This is a genomic window from Bombilactobacillus bombi (assembly GCF_003522965.1).
GTDB lineage: Bacteria > Bacillota > Bacilli > Lactobacillales > Lactobacillaceae > Bombilactobacillus > Bombilactobacillus bombi.
Genome location: NZ_CP031513.1, coordinates 750,927 through 769,221, shown reverse-complemented (window position 1 = coordinate 769,221; position 18,295 = coordinate 750,927). Strand labels below are relative to the sequence as shown.

Sequence of the window (18,295 nt, the reverse complement as noted above, 5' to 3'; positions counted from 1 at the left end):
ATTAAAGAATTTGGTTGTAGAATTCAACAACAAGTGATTCATCAATTTCTGGTTCAAGTTCATCACGTTGAGGTTTGCGAATCAACTTACCAGTCATTGTGTTTTCATCAAATTCAACAAATGGTGGTCGACCAACACTTGCTTCTAAAGCATCTTTAACAGCTTGCAAGTCTTTGGAGCGTTGACGCAAAGAAATTTCCTGACCAGGTTTAACTTCGTAAGAAGGAATATCAACCCGTTTGCCATCGACGGTAATATGACCATGGTTAACTAATTGACGAGCTTGTGCACGAGTGACAGCTAAACCTAAACGATAAACAACACTATCCAAACGTGATTCCAGCAAAGCCATAAAGTTTTCACCATGTTTACCTTGGCGAATCTTACCAGCACGCAAGAAAGTATTTCTAAATTGACGTTCGTTTAAACCATACATCAAACGTAATTTTTGCTTTTCCCGTAATTGACTACCATATTCTGATAACTTATTACGGTTATTTTGACCATGTTGGCCAGGTGCATAAGGGCGACGAGCTAATTCTTTACCAGTACCGGATAATGAAATACCTAAACGCCGTGATTTTTTCCATGTTGGTCCTGTATAACGAGACATAAAATTCCTCCAATAAATAAGTTGTTGGAGTAAAATAATTAACTATGCGAGTTCAACATTCGTGCAATCAATGTTTACAATCTTCGCCTTTTGCAGCCGCAGGTTACACAATTGAACTAAATAGCCATTGATTGTTGACGAGCTTGTCGCTCACTGCTGCAATTATTTTACACAGATATCACATTACTTCTTTTAACTCAAAAAGTCAATCTTAACATTTTAACAGTTTTAACTCTTTCTTAAAAGTTAAGCATCCTATTCTTTGTTATACTAATTTTAGAAGTGATTTATATTAAGGAGTGCTGGTTGTGATTATTATAGTAAGTATCTTAATCGTGTTAGTTATTTTAGCCATTGTGTTTGGATTATTTTATTTTAGAAAGCAGAATAACGATTTAATTGACCAAATCACTGCACGTTTAGACCAATTTAGACAAAATAATGTCGATGAAATGATTGATCAAATTTCAGATACTAAATTATCGGGTGAAACTTTGGCTGATTTTACGCAAGATAAGGAAAAATATGTCGCTATTACTAAAGAACAATTGCCAAAAATGGAATCCCAATTGATTGATTATTCTGAAAAGAATCTTAATTTTCAAGTTTGGTCAGCTCATCATGCTTTAAAACAATTAGCACAACAGTCACTAAATCAACAAGAAGTCCTTGAGCATTTACGCAATACATTTAGTAATCTATTTGATCATATTCAAAAAAATCAAACTGCGTTGGAGCATATTGAAGCCAAATCTCAGAAACTACAAAACAAACTGCAAACTAACATGGTTCATTATCAAGAAGCTTATGCCCCTTTACAAAATCAATTAGATGAAATTACCAAACGTTTACCAACCATTAAAGAATTAGTGGCGACTGGTGATGCTTTAAAAGCTCATAAACTATTAGAAGAAACTCAAGTACAATTGAGTAAATTTCAAACTGAGTCAGAGCAAGTTTTACAGCGGAGTACCGGTTTAGAAACAGATTTTAAAGCTGAGTTAAAAGAGCTGGTAAGCGCGGAACAAAAGCTTAATGTTGCAGGTATCAATATGGAAGATCCGCAAATTGATGTGGAATTGACTGAAATCAAGCAACAAATTAAGCAGTTAAAAGACTTGTTAGCTCTTTTACAAATTAACCAATTTGATCAACTAAAAGTGACAATTAATGAAAGAATAGATTATTTATATGAACGAATTGCTCAAGAATGGCGGGCCCAAAAAAAGGTGCAGAATGCACAATTGGTACTTGCAGATTTTATCCAGCATGCGCAACGGCAAAATCGCTTATTGCTCCAAAATATCAACCGTTTAGGTCAACATTATATTATTAAGCAAGAAGATCAAGATGTGGCCATATCTTGTCAACAAAAAATTCAGCAAATTTCGCAAAATTATCAAAACTTAGTTAAAAGCATTAAACAACGGCAGGCCATTTATTCCAAGGTTTGGCAGGAATTTCAACAGGCCTCACAACAATTAACGGAAATTGAACACCAACAGCAAAAAATTGCCGCTAGTTTTGATGGATTAAGACAAGGAGAAAATGTTGGTCAAGATAATTTGCAGCAAATTTCCCAACAATTACGCCAATTAAAGCATCAAATTGAAGTAATGCGGCTACCAGGCTTGCCTCCTAAATATCAGGATAATTATCAAATGGTTCATGATGAAGTTGACAAGTTGGCAGAATTACTAGCTGATAAACCGGTTAATGTGGAAGAAGTAACGAAGCAAATGTTTGTTACACAAGAAGATTTAAATAATCTGAAACAACAAACAAAAAAGTTGTGGGATGATGTTCAAATTGCAAGTCGTCTGTTACAATACTCTAATCGCTATGTAGAAGAATATCCCGCAGTTAAACAAGCTGCTAATAAGTCGCAAAACTTGTATGATCAAAAGTTTAATTATCAGCAAGCTCGTGAAGTTATCTCGCAGGCCTTAGAGCAAGTAGAACCAGGAGCTGTTAAACGAATTAGTGAATTGTATTATGCTGAAAGTGAATCGCAAAAGTGAGTTTTTGAGACAATTTAAGCCGAAAGGGCTTTTTTGTTTTCATTTTTGTAGTCTCAAGGTATCATGTTAATTTGGAGAGTGAAATCATGATTTATTTTGATAATAGTGCTACAACTTTAATTGAACCATCAGTTTTGAAGACATACGAAAAAGTTAGCACAGACTTTTTTGGTAATCCATCTAGTTTACATCGTTTGGGTGACCAAGCACAGCAAATTTTAAATTCTGCTCGTCAACAAATTGCCGATATTTTGCATTGCCAAGCAGGAGAAATTTATTTTACTAGCGGTGGTTCTGAAGGTGACAATTGGGTAATTAAAGGTACTGCGCTAGAAAAGCATCAATTTGGTAATCATATTATAACGACCAACATTGAACATCCTGCAGTTACTAACACCTTGCATCAATTAGAAAAATTAGGCTTTGACGTCACTTATTTACCCGTAGATAAAACAGGACATCTTGATCCTGAAGATGTCCGTAAAGCAATTCGTCCGGAAACAATTCTCGTGACGATAATGGCAGTTAATAATGAAGTAGGTGCCATTCAGCCCATCAAGGCTGTTGCTCAAATACTAAAAAATTATCCTAATATTCATTTTCATGTTGATGCTGTCCAGTCAGTAGGTAAAGCTTTATATAAGCAATTAAAAGATGAACGAATTGATTTTATGACTTTTTCGGGTCATAAATTTCATGCACCGCGAGGTGTGGGATTTATTTATGTGAAGAACGGTCGTCGCATTGCCCCCTTAATTAATGGTGGTGGTCAAGAAGATAATTGGCGCAGTGGTACAGAAAATACGCCTGCCGTTGTAGCCATGGCTCGAGCGCTGAGATTAACTACGGAAAATGAAGAGCAACAAGCCCAACGGCAAAATCAATTAAGAAAAATTTTATATGATCATTTACAGACCCTCGATAACATAGTTGTTTTTTCGCAAATGGATGCTAGTTTTGCACCACATATTTTGTGTTTTGCCCTAAAAGGTGTTCGTGGAGAAACGATTGTACATGCTTTTGAAAAAGAAGGCATCTACATTTCTACAACTAGTGCATGTTCATCGCGTAAAGGCGAGCAACCAATCACTTTGTCTGCGATGCACGTACCTGATAAGATTGCAACTAGCGCAGTTCGTGTCAGCTTAGATGAGAATAGTACCATGGCAGAAATGCAACAATTCGTTATTGCTTTAGATAAAATTTATCAGCATTTTCAAGTTTTAAATTGAGAGGATTAAAGTTCATGAATTATACCGAGATAATGATTCGTTATGGTGAATTATCAACCAAAGGCAAAAATCGCCGAAGTTTTATTGATCGGCTACATGGTAATGTCGCTAAAGTACTGCAAGATTTTCCTGAATTACGAATTCATCCTAAACGCGATCGTATGCATATTAATTTGAATGGTACGGATGCGCAAGCTGTAATGAAACGATTGCAAGTTGTGTTTGGCATTCAAAATTATTCACCTAGTATTCGTATTGATAAAGATCTGGAATTAATCAAACAGACTGCTTTACAAATGGTTCAAGAGCAATATCAACCGGGGAAAACTTTCAAAATTACTACTAAAAGAGCGGATCATGAGTTTGAGTATGACACCAATCAAATTAATTTGGCAGTAGGGGATTATGTCAGTGATCATATACCTGAATTGCAGGCAGAAATGCGTCGCCCAGATATTAAGATTCGAATTGAAATCCGCTTTGATGGTGCTTATTTATCCAGTCAGACGTTTCCAGGTGCGGGTGGTTTACCGGTTGGAACGGCCGGCAAAGCTGCATTGATGCTGTCTGGTGGTATTGATTCACCCGTAGCCGGATATTTGGCAATGAAGCGTGGGGTTGAGGTGGAAATGATTCATTTTTATAGTCCACCGTATACTAGCGAACATGCTCTACAAAAAGCGCAAGATTTAACAGTCAAATTAACTAAGTACGCAGGGCATATTCAATTTATTCAAGTTCCTTTTACTGAAATACAAGAAACTATTAAAAAACAAGTTCCTGAAGGGTATTTGATGACTGTTCAACGACGTTTTATGTTGCGCTTGACCGATTTAATTACCAAAAAACGCCATGGATTAGCCATTTTTAATGGCGAATCTGTTGGTCAAGTAGCTTCACAAACTTTGGAAAGTATGGCTGCTATTAATGATGTAACAACCACCCCCATTATTCGACCAGTGGCAACAATGGATAAGACTGAAATTATCAAAATTGCTGAGAAAATCGACACTTTTGATTTATCTATTCAACCTTTTGAAGATTGCTGTACGATTTTTGCTCCGACACGTCCTAAAACTAAACCTACAATTACCAAGGCGCGTGAATATGAAGAACAATTAGATGTAGAGGGTTTAATTAATCGTGCGTTGGCTGGTATCAAAATTATTAATATCACTCCATTTGATCATTATTTAGAGCAGAAAAATAGTGAAATTGAGGCTTTATTATAAATAGAGGTTGACGTTTAATACTTTTTTTCTTATTATTTAATTAATATTTAATATAGTGTTGAGCAAGAGGAACTATTGACATTAATTCACAGAGAAAACTACGTGGTTGAGAGCTAGTTTAATTAATGTGGTAGTTTGTAGCTTGTGAGCTGTCACTTTGGTGACCGGGATGACCGTTATCATTTGAGATAAAAGTGTTTGCTGCAAGCACTTTTAATTTAGGTGGTACCGCGGTTGTCCACATTCGTCCTAATTTATTTAGGGCGTTTTTTTTATTTAAAATTAAGGAGTTGATTAAATGGCTGCTAAAATAGAAATGTCAACCAAATATGATCATAAAGCAGTTGAACAGGGACGTTATCAAAAGTGGGTCGATGATGATTTGTTTAAGCCCAGTGGTGATCAAAAGGCCAAGCCGTATTCGATTGTAATTCCGCCGCCTAATGTCACGGGCAAACTGCACTTGGGTCACGCGTGGGATACAACTATTCAAGATATTTTAATTCGTCAAAAACGGATGCAGGGTTTTGATACTTTATATTTGCCTGGGATGGATCATGCCGGGATTGCGACTCAAGCTAAGGTTGAAGCCAAATTGCGCCAAGAAGGCAAAACGCGCTTTGATTTAGGTCGTGAAGAGTTTGTTAAAGAAGTCTGGAAGTGGAAAGACGAATATGCCAAGATTATTCATCAACAATGGGCCAAAATGGGATTATCTCTGGATTATTCACGCGAACGTTTTACCTTAGATGAAGGTTTATCTAAAGCAGTGCGTAAAGTTTTTGTTGATTTGTACAATAAGGGCTTAATTTATCGTGGTGAATATATTATTAATTGGGATCCAGAATTACAAACAGCACTATCAGACATTGAAGTTGAACACAAAGATGATCAAGGTGCTTTTTACCATGTTAAATATCCACTGGCTGATGGTTCAGGATTTATTGAAATAGCGACCACGCGTCCAGAAACAATGCCAGGGGATGTGGCAATTGCTGTTTATCCTGGTGATGAACGTTATCAAGATATTATTGGCAAGGAAGCCATTTTGCCGTTGTTTGGACGAAAACTGCCGATCATTGAAGATCATTATGTTGATCCTGAATTTGGGACTGGATTGGTAAAGATTACACCAGCACATGATCCTAATGACTTTAATGTCGGTAACCGACATAATTTAGAAAGAATTAACGTGATGAACGCTGATGGCACAATGAATGAGCAGGCGGGCAAGTATCAAGGTATGGATCGTTTTGTTGCCCGCAAAGCCATCGTCAAAGATTTAAAAGACCAAGGCTACTTGCTTAAGGAAGAACCAATTGTGCATAGTGTTGGACATTCAGAACGGTCTGGCGTCCAAGTTGAACCTCGTTTATCTACTCAATGGTTTGTAAAAATGAAGCCTTTAGCAGAAATGGCTTTAAAAAATCAAAAGACTGATCAAAAAGTTCATTTTGTACCAGAGCGTTTTGAACACACATTTGAACAATGGATGGATGACATCCATGATTGGGTTATTTCCCGACAACTTTGGTGGGGACATCGGATTCCAGCTTGGTATAACAAGCAAACAGGCGAAATGTATGTTGGTGAAGAAGCACCACAAGATATTGATAATTGGGAACAAGATCCTGATGTTTTAGATACTTGGTTTTCTAGTGCTTTATGGCCCTTTTCTACCTTAGGTTGGCCCGACGCTGATGCTGCTGATTTTAAACGCTACTTCCCAACTAATGCTTTAGTGACAGGTTATGATATCATCTTTTTCTGGGTTGCACGGATGATGTTTCAAAGTATTGAATTTACACAAAAGCGACCATTTAATGATGTGATTTTACATGGCCTAATGCGTGATGAGCAGGGACGTAAAATGAGTAAATCCTTAGGCAACGGGATTGACCCTATGGATGTCATTGACAAATATGGTGTTGATGCTTTACGTTGGTTCTTAATTACAGGCTCAGCTCCAGGACAAGATACTCGTTTTAGTTATGAAAAAGTTGGTGCAGCATGGAACTTTATTAATAAAATTTGGAATGCTAGCCGTTTTGTTATTATGAATTTGGCAGATACTCCCGCACCGACTCAAGTTCCAGATGTGGCCAAATTAGATTTGGCAGATCAATGGATCTTAGCTCAGCTTAATGAAACAGTTGCTGCTGTTTTGCGCTTGTCGGATAAGTATGAATTAGGTGAAGTGGGACGTGCACTATATAACTTTATTTGGAATGATTTTTGTGATTGGTATATTGAATTAAGCAAAGCAGTCTTGACCGGTGATGATTCCGTTAAAAAGGCGAATAAACGGACAGTTTTAGCTTATGTACTGGATCAAATTTTGCGCCTGTTGCATCCAATTATGCCATTTGTTACGGAAAAAATTTGGTTAACAATGCCACATCAAGGCAAATCTTTAGTGGTGGCTCAATATCCAACAGTTCATAAACAATTAGCTAATTTCCAAGCTGTTCAACAGATGAATATTTTAATTGCTGCAATTAAAGCGATTCGCCAAATGCGCGCAGATGCTAATGCACCTTTATCTAGTCCAATTGACATTTTGATTAAGGTACAAAATCCTGATGTCAAAACTATTTTGACTGCTAATCAGGAATATTTGGAAAAATTGGCCCATCCTAAAAAACTTCAAATTGCTTCGGACATAACTGCTCCGAAGTTAGCTTTAACAGCGGTCATTGAAGGAGCTCAAATCTTTGTGCCTTTAGCAGAATTAGTCAATATTGATGATGAAATTAAGCGGCAAGAAAAAGAATTAGCTAAGTTACAAAAAGATATTGATTTTCTTAATAAGAAGCTTTCTAATCCTGGCTTTGTTAAAAATGCTCCTGAAAAAGTGGTAGCAGAACAAAAGGATAAATTGAATTCTTATCAAAATCAACAAGCTCAAATTGAAGAGCGAATTACAGAATTGAAGCAAGGATAGTTATTTTTATTGTTAATAATTAAAAAGGGCTGGAATAATAACTAATTTCAGCCTTTTTACTATCTTACTTGAAGAAGGTTAGTTCAATGAAAAGCAGTGAAATAAATACTACCGCGCAAGCTATTGCTTATATTCATAGTTTGCCGCGATTACACCCTGATAAGAGTTTGCAATATGTTCAACGGGCTTTAACAGCACTAAAAAATCCGCAACAAAAAATTAAGACGGTCCATGTTACAGGAACTAATGGGAAAGGTTCAGTTTGTTATTATTTAACTAATTTATTAGTTAATAGTGGTTTTAAAGTCGGAACCTTTGCATCTCCTTACGTTAAAACATTTAATGAGCGGATTCAAATAAATGGAAAACCCATTGATGATGCTAAATTATTATTGTTAACTCAAAAAATTATGAACTTGGTAACTCAAATTCAAAAAGAAAATCCTGATTTTTATTTGGTGGAATTTGAATTTTTGACTGTGATGATGTTTGAGTATTTTGCCCATGAAAAGGTCGATTTTGGAATTGTGGAAGTTGGAATTGGTGGTGAGCATGATAAAACTAATGTCATCACACCAGAATTAGCTATTATTACTAATATTGGAATGGATCATGCACAATTGATTGGTCCAACTTTGTCAGATATTGCTCAAGAAAAAGCCGGAATAATCAAATTTCAAAAACCAGTTATTCTGGGTGAAATTCCTTCGAAAGTGCAATCCATTATTGATACGCGCGCTAAGCAACAACAAGCACCTGTCTATCAATTAGGCAAGCACTTTAAAATTGAGCAAATTCAGCTGCATGATGTCAGCCGGACGAGTTTTACTTGGAATAATCAAACTTTGAGCTTTAAAGATTTACAAATAGCTTCTTTTGCACCAACACAAGTAATTGATGCGGCATTAGCAGTCCAAGCTTATTTAATTTTATGTCCTCAAGCAACGGTGTCTAATGTAATTATTCAGAAAAGCTTAGCAGTTGACAATTTGCCTGGAAGAACCCAAATCATTAGTCGTGATCCATTAATTATTTTGGACGGAGCGCACAATGAACCTGCAATACGGGCGTTAATCACTAATTTAGGTGCTATCAGACAGCAACGACGTGTAGTAGTATTATATGCTGCTATGGTTGATAAACAACGGCAAAATATTTTAGAACAATTAGAAGCATTTGCTGACGAAATTATAATTACCACATTAGATGAAGCACGGGCAGCTAAAAGTTCAGATTACCAAGATTTAAAACCTCAAGAACATTTTATTCAACCTTGGCCCGTTGCTTTTGCACAAGCTGTAACTAGTCTAGACAGTGAAAGTATGTTAGTTATTTGTGGTTCGTTACATTTTGCTAGTGCTATTTTAGACTTGCTAAAGCCGGAAAATTAAATAAAATAGAGTTTGTTTTTGGTAATTTACCTCAGAATAATTGAGGTGATATGATGGAAATACGAGAACAAGTTCAACGCTTTGGTATAGTTAGTCTAACTACAGAAGAATTGTTTGCTCTAATTATTGGTTCGGGTACTAAAAATAATCATGTGGAACAAATTGTTCAACAGTTAGCATTGTTGTCAAATAATTTTAGTGATGTATCTATTTTAACCGCACATAATTTATTAAAGATTAATGGTATCGGCCCAGCAAAGCAGGGACAAATTTTGGCTATTATCGAATTATGTCGGCGATTGAATCATCAACAGCGGCTGCGCAATCACCAACAAATAACAATTCCATTATTAGCACAGCATTTGATTAAGAAATATAGTAATTATCAGCAAGAAGAATTGATAGGTATCTATCTTGATATAAACCACTGCGCGCTAATAGAAAAAAATCTTTTTCGTGGAACTTTAACTGCTGCAACAGTGCATCCACGTGAAGTTATTCAAACGGCATTGTTAGTTCCTTGTGCTAATCTGGTGATAGCTCATAATCATCCTAGTGGAAATTTACGTCCATCTAAGGCCGATTTGGCCTTTACCCAAAGGTTGCAATCTTGCTGTGAACTTTTTAGTATTAATTTAATTGATCATTTAATTATTGGTAACGGAGAATATTTGAGTTTACAAGAACGCGGATTAATGTAATTATTATTTTTAATTAATTTTTTCTATGATATAATTTAGAAGATAGTTTAAGTACGCTTTTAGTTTAAGGAGATAGTGTCTTGTTTGGAATGCGATCACGAAATGTTGGAATAGATTTAGGTACAGCAAATACAATTGTTTATGTTGACGGGAAAGGTATTGTTTTAAGGGAACCTTCTGTCGTAGCTAAAAAAGTTGCTAGTGGAGAAGTCGTTGCTGTTGGCGAGCAAGCAAGAGCAATGATTGGTCGAACTCCTGGCAGTATAAAAGCTATTCGCCCGATGAAAGATGGTGTTATTGCTGATTATGATACTACAGCAGCAATGATGCAGTATTTTTTGAAAAAAGCAGTTGGCAATGCTAAGCCTTCTGTAATGGTTTGTGTACCTAGTGGTGTTACGGAAGTCGAAAAGCGTGCCGTTATTGAAGCAACTCAGCATGCCGGTGCGCGCGATGCTTATTTGATAGAAGAACCTTTTGCTGCTGCTATTGGTGCCGGTTTGCCAGTAATGGATCCTACAGGTAGCATGGTAGCAGATATAGGTGGTGGAACTACTGATGTAGCCACCATTTCTCTTGGCGGGATTGTTTCTAGTCGTTCAATTAGAATGGCCGGAGATAAGTTTGATGAATCCATTATTGCTTATATTCGTCAGGAATTTAATCTTTTAATTGGTGAACGCACGGCTGAACAATTAAAGATGGAAATTGGTTCGGCTTCGGTTGAAAAAGCATCAGAGCTTCCAAATATGAGTATTCGCGGTCGCGATTTGGTTACTGGATTGCCTAAGACAGTAGATTTAGCTGCCGTCGATGTTGCTAAGGCTATTCATGAAGATATTGAAGAAATAGTAAATGCTATTAAAGAAACTTTAGAAGAAACGTCACCGGAAATTTCTGCGGATGTGATAGATCATGGGATTGTGCTGACTGGTGGAGGTGCTTTACTCAGTAATTTGTCTGAAGTTATTTCAGATTCTACTAAAGTGCCAGTATTTGTAGCACAGGATCCACTTGATTGTGTAGCAATTGGTACTGGAGAATCTTTGAAAAATCTTGATGTTATACGACAACAACACCGCTAAAAAGGTGGGGGAGGCCCCGCTTTTTTATTTTAATGGAGGGTTTCATGCGGAACTTTTTTTCTAACAAAAAGTTAATCATTATTATGGTTCTTGTAATTGTTGTAGTTTCAATGATTACAGCATCTTTAACATTTGGACAAAAAAGAGCACGGCCAACTATTATTCATCAGGCAGGTAATGATGGTTTGGGTGTGATTGGTAATGTTGTATCGATGCCAATTAATGGAATACGCAACATAGGTGATAACGTTCAAAGTTTATTTAATACCTATCAAGAGAATCGACAATTAAAGTCACACTTGGATGATTTGGCTCAAACTAAAGCTCAAATTAGTGCTCTTAAAAAAGAAAACAAAGATTTAAAGCAACAAGTTAAACTAAATAAAACTTTAACTGATTATCATCAGATGACTGCTTCAGTTATTTCTCGCTCTCCTAATAATTGGCAAAATTATTTATTAATTAATAAAGGAGCTCTTTCGGGCATTAAAAAAGATATGCCTGTAATGTCTGGTTCGGGTCTGATTGGTCGAATTGTTGAGGTTAATCAAACTAATTCCAAGGTCAGTTTGATTTCGACAGATAAGTCTTTAAGTAATAAGTTTGCAGTCGAGATTACTAAAGATGACGGCACGGATACTAGTGGAATTATTGGGCGTTATGACAAAGATGATAATTTATTAGTGATGACCAATGTTGATTCACCAGAAAAAATCAAAGCTGGACAGCAAGTTATTACCTCTGGTCTAGGCGGTTTAACGCCGAGGGGCTTATATGTTGGCAAAGTAGTAAAAGTGAAAAAAGATGATTATGGATTAGTATCATCGGTTTTTGTTAAACCAGCTACTGATTTAAATAACTTCACAATTGTAACTGTTATTAGTCGGGATGTTGAACATGGTTGAATTAAAAAGTAAAACAGCTAAATATATTGAGCAATTTTGTTTGCTGTTGTTGGGATTTTTTTTGGACGGAGTAATCAAAAGTGTGTTCCCAATTTTAAATAGGTCAACTTTTCAAGTATCAGTACAAATAATGCTGATAATTCTTGTAATGATGATTCTCCGTGATCCTCATGAAAATAACCATTTGTTTTTTTATAGTCTGATATTGGGCATTTTATATGATTCATATTATTCTCGTATTTTTGGCTTATACACAGTAATATTTCCATTAACGGTGTTTATTGTGCAAAAAATTCAAGACTACGTTCCAGAATCGATCCTTTTTGAGTGGAGTACTTATTTTATTGTGTTAACAGTATCACTGATTTATCTTTACTTGATTGGTTCATTTTTGAATTTGGTAATGGTCGATGGAACTAGGTTTATTACTGATTGGTTAGGGCCGACCTTACTAGTAAATTCTGTAATATTTTTAATAGTGTATTTTATTTTAAAAAAAGTAATTGGTTGGTTGTGTAAGTGATTTGGGGAGGTTTCAAGTGAAAAGTGTTATATTAAAGGGTAAAGGCAATAAATATTTTTTAGAACTTAATTCTGATGCAAACTTCTCTGAATCACTAATTGAGATAAAAAATTTATTACAACAATTAGTAGATTCCACTTCACAACATTCTCAGAAAATACCAATTGTGATTGATTCTCAAAATCGACTTTTAACTAGTGATCAACTCACACAAATTAAGACTATTATTTCGGAATTTGCTATTTTTGAATTGCAACACGTAGTATCGAATGTATTTAGCCGTCAAAAAGTTGAGCAACTATTAGATAAAAATTTCTTAAATATTGAAACAAAGATTATTCGTTCAGGTAAGGTTGTAGATTATCAAGGTAATTTATTGCTTTTAGGTAATGTTCATAAAGGAGCAATTGTACGTGCCACGGGTGATATTTATATAGGTAGTCATGTAGAAGGTATTGTTCATGCAGGTTTTCCTAATTATAGCGGAGCCATTCTTACTGGTGATATAAGTCATGCCAGTCAAATTAGAATTAGTGATTTGATTCAAATAGTTTCCGATATGGAAGAACAAACATTTAATAATAATTCTTTGTTTTATATTAATGATTTGCATGTACTAACCCAAGATAATATTAGTAATTTACATGAAATCAAGCCTCGTCGTGAAATTATTTTAGGTTAAGGAGAAAATCATGGGAACATCAATTGTGGTGACATCTGGTAAAGGTGGCGTTGGAAAATCTACCACGGTAGCCAATTTAAGTTTGGCTTTGGTTAAAGCTGGAAAGCGAATTTGCGTAGTAGATTTAGATGTCGGTTTGCGTAACTTGGATACTATTTTAGGTTTAAGTGATCGTGTCATTTATGACCTGATTGATGTGATTGAAAATAGAGTTGATGTTTTTCAGGCTTTAGTTCCACATCCTGACTATAATGATCAACTATATCTTTTAGCAGCTTCCCAAAGTGCAACCCAACGTAATCTTGAAGTGGATCGCATGCAAGATATTGTGAATGATTTAAAAAGTAGTTTTGATTTTGTGATTTTGGATTGTCCTGCGGGAATTGAAGCAGGATTTAATGCGGCAGTGTCGGTAGCTGATAGTGCACTAGTTATAACAACACCGGAAATCGCGGCTGTTAGTGATGCAGATCGTGTTGTTGGCCTTTTGGAAGATGCCAATTTACAATATGGTTTACATTTAGTAATCAACCGCGTGCGTTTACAAATGTTACAAAATGGTAAATCAATGGATATTCAAAGCATCGTCGATCGATTATCAGTGCCTTTAATTGGTGTGATTGTCGATGATGATGAAGTTATTGCTACTTCTAATAACGGAGAATCCGTTGTTGCCAGTCAATCTGATAATCCTGCTGCTGTTGGTTACTACAATTTAGCACACCGAATTTTAGGTGAAAATATTCCGCTTAATGAAATTGAAATTGACAAACCTGTTGACAAAAAGAATGGTTTTTGGTATCGTATGTTTCACCATTAAAAATTAAAAATGACAATGACCAAGATAGATATGAAAAAGCAATTTTAGAGAGGCTATGGGTGGTGCAAATAGCTATTGCAATCATAGAACACACTTGTAAGTTGATGGTTAATTACCATACGGCAGCAGTCGTTATTAAGCAGTAGTTTTTAACTACCTGAGTTGGTTGATGTGAGTCAATCAAAAATTGAGGTGGAACCGCGAGTTCATTCGTCCTCTTGAGTAAATTTACTCAAGGGGACTTTTTTATTTTGGAAAAGGGGGAAATGAATATGACATATCTAGGAAGGATTTTTCCATCATTAATTGGAGGAGCCAAAATAACATTACTACTATTTGTAATTACATTAGTGTTGTCAATTCCTTTAGGAATCATTTTAAGTTGGGGATTAAGAAGTCATTTTAAACTTTTACGCTGGCTTTTGAGCGGATATGTGTGGTTAATGCGCGGGACACCATTATTATTACAGTTAATTTTTATTTTCTATGGTTTGCCAACTATTGGTGTTGTTTTTGAACGTTTTACAGCAGCAATTGTGGCTTTTACTCTTAATTATGCAGCTTATTTTGCTGAAATTTTTCGCGGAGGGTTACAAGCTGTTAGCCAATCTCAACGAGAAGCAGCGGTTGTTTTAGGGCTGAATAAATTACAATCATTTCGTTTTATTGTTTGGCCTCAAGTTTTAAAAATTGTTTTGCCCTCAATTGGCAACGAGGTAATTAATCTGGTAAAAGATTCATCTTTAGTCTATGTATTAGGTATTGGAGATCTATTACGGGCAGGTAACGTTGCTACTGCTAGAGATGTAACGCTTTTACCGTTACTAATGGTCGGAATTATCTATCTAATTATGACGGCCGTTTTAACTTACATTCAATCAAAAATTGAACGGAGGTTTTCTTATTATGAATAAACTGCAACCAATTCTAGAATTAGATAATGTCACCAAATCATTCAACGGTCAAATAATTTTTCAAGATATTAATCTGGAAATTCAACCAAATACAATATTATCCATAGTTGGTCCCAGCGGAATCGGCAAGACAACTTTACTACGAACTATTTTGGGATTAGAAAAAATTGACAGTGGGAAATTTTTATTAAACGGAAAAAGCTTCAATCCACAAAATCATCAACAAAATAATATTGGCGTTGTTTTTCAAGATTATCGCTTATTTCCAAATTTGTCGGTTTTGGAGAATATTATTTTGGCTCCGGTACAAGTTCAAAAGAATTCACGGACAAAAGCTACTGAAGCAGCGGATAAATTGCTAACATCTTTAGGGCTAGTTGATAAAAAAGATTTATATCCTTATCAATTATCTGGTGGACAAAAACAACGTGTTGCTATCGCTCGGGCTTTGATATTGCAACCTAAAATTCTTTGCTATGATGAACCAACTAGTGCATTAGATGCAGATAGTAAGTGGCAAGTTGCTGACCTATTAGAACAATTTCGAACATTAAAAATGACACAGTTAGTTGTGACCCATGATTTGGAATTTGCTCAAAAAATATCAGATAAAATATTTAAATTGGAGCGACCAACATGAAAAAAATAATAGTTTTCTTAGAAAGTATTTGTCTTTTAATTAGTTTATGTGCTTGTGGCCAAAAGCAACGTGTTGGTACAGATCAAGCTACCTTGATTGTTGGTGTGGATGATTCTTTTGTGCCAATGGGATTTCAATCTGACAGCGGTAGATTAACCGGTTTTGATATTGATTTAGCTAAAGCTGTGGGTAAAAAAATTCATCGTAAAATGGTTTTTCAGACAATTGACTGGTCAATGAAAGAAACTGAATTACGCAATCGGACTATTGATTTGATTTGGAATGGCTATACTAAAACACCAGAAAGAGCAGCAAAAGTATATTTTTCACAACCTTATTTACGTAATCAACAAGTAGTTGTAGTCAAACAAACAGATAAAATCACACAATTAAGTCAATTACGTGATAAGAATGTGGGGGTTCAATCTAGTTCAACAGGATATGATGATTTAATGCAACAACCCCATATTTTAAAACAATTTATTCGTAATCAAACCCCCATACAATACGATAATATTCAAAATGGGATGATGGATTTAAAAGCTGGTCGTATTCAAGGATTTCTAATCGATCGCGTATTTGCAGAATATTATTTGAAACATGATCGCTCCCAAGATCGATTCAAAATTTTAGTTACGCCGTATCACAGTGAAAGTTTTGCCGTTGGCTTGCGTAAAGATGATTATCGGTTGCAAAAGCAAATTAATCAAGCATTACAACAACTGAAAAAAACTGGTCAGTTACAAAAATTAAGCTACTATTGGTTTGGCAAAGATATTAGTCAATAACAATTATTAGGGGTTGGAACAAAATTTTATTCCAACCCCTAATAGTTTACATAAATGAAATGAATGCACTCGCTACAACTCCGACTAATGTCACAATAACCATTAGCCAAATAACAGCTTGAATAATTCTGGTAGTAATACTTTTCTTTTTCTTCAAATTTTTCACCTTGATTTACTATACAATATCTTTGCAATCATGTTACGTGAAATAACCTTAAAATGCAACTAATCTCTATAACAAATCGCTCATAACTATATGGCAGTGATTATTATACCTATAAGCTAAGTAATTGAAATTTTTTTAAAAAGTTAATATGGATTTGGGGTAAACAGTGGTGATAGGTGGAAGATTGTGGTAATATTCAGTTATATGGTAGGGGTGATTGTATGTTTATGGGAGAGTATCACCATAACATTGACACTAAAGGTCGTTTAATCATTCCAACAAAATTTCGGCAGCAATTAGATAGCTGTTTTGTGTTAACTCGAGGTATGGATGGTTGTCTGTTTGGCTACTCGCTTTCTAAGTGGCACCAACTAGAGCAGCAATTACAAAAATTACCGCTAACTAAACAGAGTGCACGTTCATTCATTCGATTTTTTTATGCTGCTGCAGCTGAATGCGAATTCGATAAGCAAGGGCGGATCAATATCTCTAGTACCTTGATTGAATATGCAAATTTATCTAAAAATTGTGTTATTGCTGGAGTTTTAGATCGAATAGAAATTTGGGATGAAGACGCTTGGCAACAAACTAGTGCAGAAACTGCACAGAATTTTGCACAAACTTCTGAAGAGTTACGGGATTTATTTGATTTAAATTTATAAATGAAGGGAATTGTAATAATGTTCCGGCATAAAACAGTTTTATTAACACCAGCAATTGATGCATTGTGTGTGCATGATGGCGGGACATATGTTGATGCTACCTTTGGAAGAGGTGGGCATACACAATATTTATTAAATAAAGGAACAAATCTGACAGTTTTAGCTTTTGATCGTGACCAACAAGCAATAGATGCTGGAAAAGAATTAGTAACCACAACTAATAATCAAACTAGTAATCATTTGGAATTAATTAAAGCTAATTTTGAAGATCTACAAGAGCAATTAAAGCAGCGTCAAATATTTAATCTTGATGGAATTGTTTATGATTTAGGTGTTTCTTCACCACAATTTGATGATCCTACACGTGGATTCAGTTATCGCTATGATGCACGACTTGATATGCGCATGGATCAATCTCAAGATTTAGATGCAGAATATATTGTTAATCATTGGGAATATCAGCAATTAGTGCGGATTTTTTTTCGCTATGGGGATGAAAAATTTTCCAAGAGAATTGCTCGTTCGATTATTAATCATCGACAAAAAACACCAATTACAAGCACTTTACAACTAGTAGAAGTTATTAAAGAAGCTATTCCGGCAGCTGCTAGGCGCCAAGGTGGCCATCCGGCAAAAAAGGTTTTTCAAGCATTAAGAATTGCAGTTAATGATGAGTTAGGGGCATTAGAGCAATCTTTAACTGCTGCAATTAACCTACTCTTGCCAGGTGGGTATATTAGTGTTATTACCTTTCAATCATTAGAAGATCGAATTGTAAAACAGATATTTCGAGAGAATGCACAACTTAATGTTCCGGGGGATATGCCAGTTGTTCCGGACAATTTAGAGCCAAAATTAAAAGTTATTACTAAAAAGCCTATTTTGCCATCTGCAGAAGAATTAGAGCATAATCATCGGGCTCATAGTGCCCATTTACGAGTGGCACAAAAATTACATCAATAATTTATTGGGGATT

General features: G+C 35.5%; 18 protein-coding genes and 1 other annotated feature. Of the genes, 16 read left to right on the top strand and 2 right to left on the bottom strand.

What is annotated here, in order from left to right; translation table 11 throughout:
* Position 1: 1 nt before the first annotated feature.
* A complete protein-coding gene (gene rpsD, locus DS830_RS03955; protein ID WP_118902157.1) occupies positions 2–613 on the bottom strand; it encodes a 30S ribosomal protein S4 in 612 nt (203 codons plus the stop codon).
* Between the two features lie 308 nt (positions 614–921).
* Here rpsD and DS830_RS03950 point away from each other — a divergent pair, with 308 nt between their 5' ends.
* From DS830_RS03950 to DS830_RS03885, 14 genes are all read left to right on the top strand, one after another.
* A complete protein-coding gene (locus tag DS830_RS03950) occupies positions 922–2,634 on the top strand; it encodes a septation ring formation regulator EzrA (RefSeq protein ID WP_162887510.1) in 1,713 nt (570 codons plus the stop codon).
* An 86-nt stretch (positions 2,635–2,720) separates the two neighbouring features.
* Positions 2,721–3,866 carry a cysteine desulfurase family protein gene (locus DS830_RS03945; RefSeq protein WP_118908324.1) on the top strand — a complete coding sequence of 382 codons (1,146 nt, stop codon included), beginning with the start codon at positions 2,721–2,723 and terminating at the stop codon, positions 3,864–3,866.
* Between the two features lie 14 nt (positions 3,867–3,880).
* Positions 3,881–5,098 (top strand): tRNA uracil 4-sulfurtransferase ThiI, encoded by a 1,218-nt coding sequence (gene thiI / locus DS830_RS03940; RefSeq protein WP_118908323.1) that lies wholly within the window; start codon positions 3,881–3,883, stop codon positions 5,096–5,098.
* A gap of 298 nt (positions 5,099–5,396) precedes the next feature.
* A complete protein-coding gene (locus tag DS830_RS03935; protein ID WP_118908322.1) occupies positions 5,397–8,042 on the top strand; it encodes a valine--tRNA ligase in 2,646 nt (881 codons plus the stop codon).
* 86 nt (positions 8,043–8,128) lie between these two features.
* Positions 8,129–9,433, top strand: a complete 1,305-nt coding sequence (locus DS830_RS03930) for a bifunctional folylpolyglutamate synthase/dihydrofolate synthase (protein WP_118908321.1) — start codon at positions 8,129–8,131, stop codon at positions 9,431–9,433.
* A 50-nt stretch (positions 9,434–9,483) separates the two neighbouring features.
* Positions 9,484–10,134, top strand: coding sequence for a RadC family protein (gene radC, locus DS830_RS03925; protein ID WP_118908320.1), 651 nt, complete (start codon positions 9,484–9,486; stop codon positions 10,132–10,134).
* An 80-nt stretch (positions 10,135–10,214) separates the two neighbouring features.
* Positions 10,215–11,219, top strand: coding sequence for a rod shape-determining protein (locus DS830_RS03920; RefSeq protein WP_118902137.1), 1,005 nt, complete (start codon positions 10,215–10,217; stop codon positions 11,217–11,219).
* A 44-nt stretch (positions 11,220–11,263) separates the two neighbouring features.
* Positions 11,264–12,124, top strand: a complete 861-nt coding sequence (mreC, locus tag DS830_RS03915; RefSeq protein WP_118902135.1) for a rod shape-determining protein MreC — start codon at positions 11,264–11,266, stop codon at positions 12,122–12,124.
* Positions 12,117–12,647 carry a rod shape-determining protein MreD gene (gene mreD / locus DS830_RS03910; RefSeq protein WP_162887509.1) on the top strand — a complete coding sequence of 177 codons (531 nt, stop codon included), beginning with the start codon at positions 12,117–12,119 and terminating at the stop codon, positions 12,645–12,647. The genes mreC and mreD overlap by 8 nt, the downstream gene beginning before the upstream one ends.
* 16 nt (positions 12,648–12,663) lie before the next feature.
* Positions 12,664–13,329 (top strand): septum site-determining protein MinC, encoded by a 666-nt coding sequence (locus tag DS830_RS03905; RefSeq protein WP_162887508.1) that lies wholly within the window; start codon positions 12,664–12,666, stop codon positions 13,327–13,329.
* Positions 13,330–13,339: 10 nt separating this feature from the next.
* Positions 13,340–14,149, top strand: coding sequence for a septum site-determining protein MinD (minD, locus tag DS830_RS03900; protein ID WP_118908318.1), 810 nt, complete (start codon positions 13,340–13,342; stop codon positions 14,147–14,149).
* Positions 14,150–14,155: 6 nt separating this feature from the next.
* Positions 14,156–14,370 (top strand) — a binding site (T-box leader).
* A 51-nt stretch (positions 14,371–14,421) separates the two neighbouring features.
* Positions 14,422–15,063 (top strand): amino acid ABC transporter permease, encoded by a 642-nt coding sequence (locus DS830_RS03895; protein ID WP_118902124.1) that lies wholly within the window; start codon positions 14,422–14,424, stop codon positions 15,061–15,063.
* Between the two features lie 10 nt (positions 15,064–15,073).
* Positions 15,074–15,703 carry an amino acid ABC transporter ATP-binding protein gene (locus DS830_RS03890; RefSeq protein WP_118909098.1) on the top strand — a complete coding sequence of 210 codons (630 nt, stop codon included), beginning with the start codon at positions 15,074–15,076 and terminating at the stop codon, positions 15,701–15,703.
* Positions 15,700–16,491, top strand: coding sequence for an amino acid ABC transporter substrate-binding protein (locus tag DS830_RS03885; protein ID WP_118908317.1), 792 nt, complete (start codon positions 15,700–15,702; stop codon positions 16,489–16,491). The genes DS830_RS03890 and DS830_RS03885 overlap by 4 nt, the downstream gene beginning before the upstream one ends.
* Positions 16,492–16,537: 46 nt before the next feature.
* Here DS830_RS03885 and DS830_RS03880 read toward each other — a convergent pair whose 3' ends face one another.
* On the bottom strand, positions 16,538–16,648 hold the full coding sequence (locus DS830_RS03880; protein ID WP_162887506.1) for a DUF4044 domain-containing protein: 111 nt from the start codon (positions 16,646–16,648) through the stop codon (positions 16,538–16,540).
* Positions 16,649–16,878: 230 nt separating this feature from the next.
* Here DS830_RS03880 and mraZ point away from each other — a divergent pair, with 230 nt between their 5' ends.
* Both mraZ and rsmH read left to right on the top strand, forming a co-directional pair.
* Positions 16,879–17,319, top strand: coding sequence for a division/cell wall cluster transcriptional repressor MraZ (gene mraZ, locus DS830_RS03875; RefSeq protein WP_118908316.1), 441 nt, complete (start codon positions 16,879–16,881; stop codon positions 17,317–17,319).
* An 18-nt stretch (positions 17,320–17,337) separates the two neighbouring features.
* Complete coding sequence (gene rsmH / locus DS830_RS03870) at positions 17,338–18,282, top strand: 16S rRNA (cytosine(1402)-N(4))-methyltransferase RsmH (RefSeq protein WP_420836986.1); 945 nt, start codon at positions 17,338–17,340, stop codon at positions 18,280–18,282.
* The last annotated feature ends 13 nt before the right edge of the window (positions 18,283–18,295 follow it).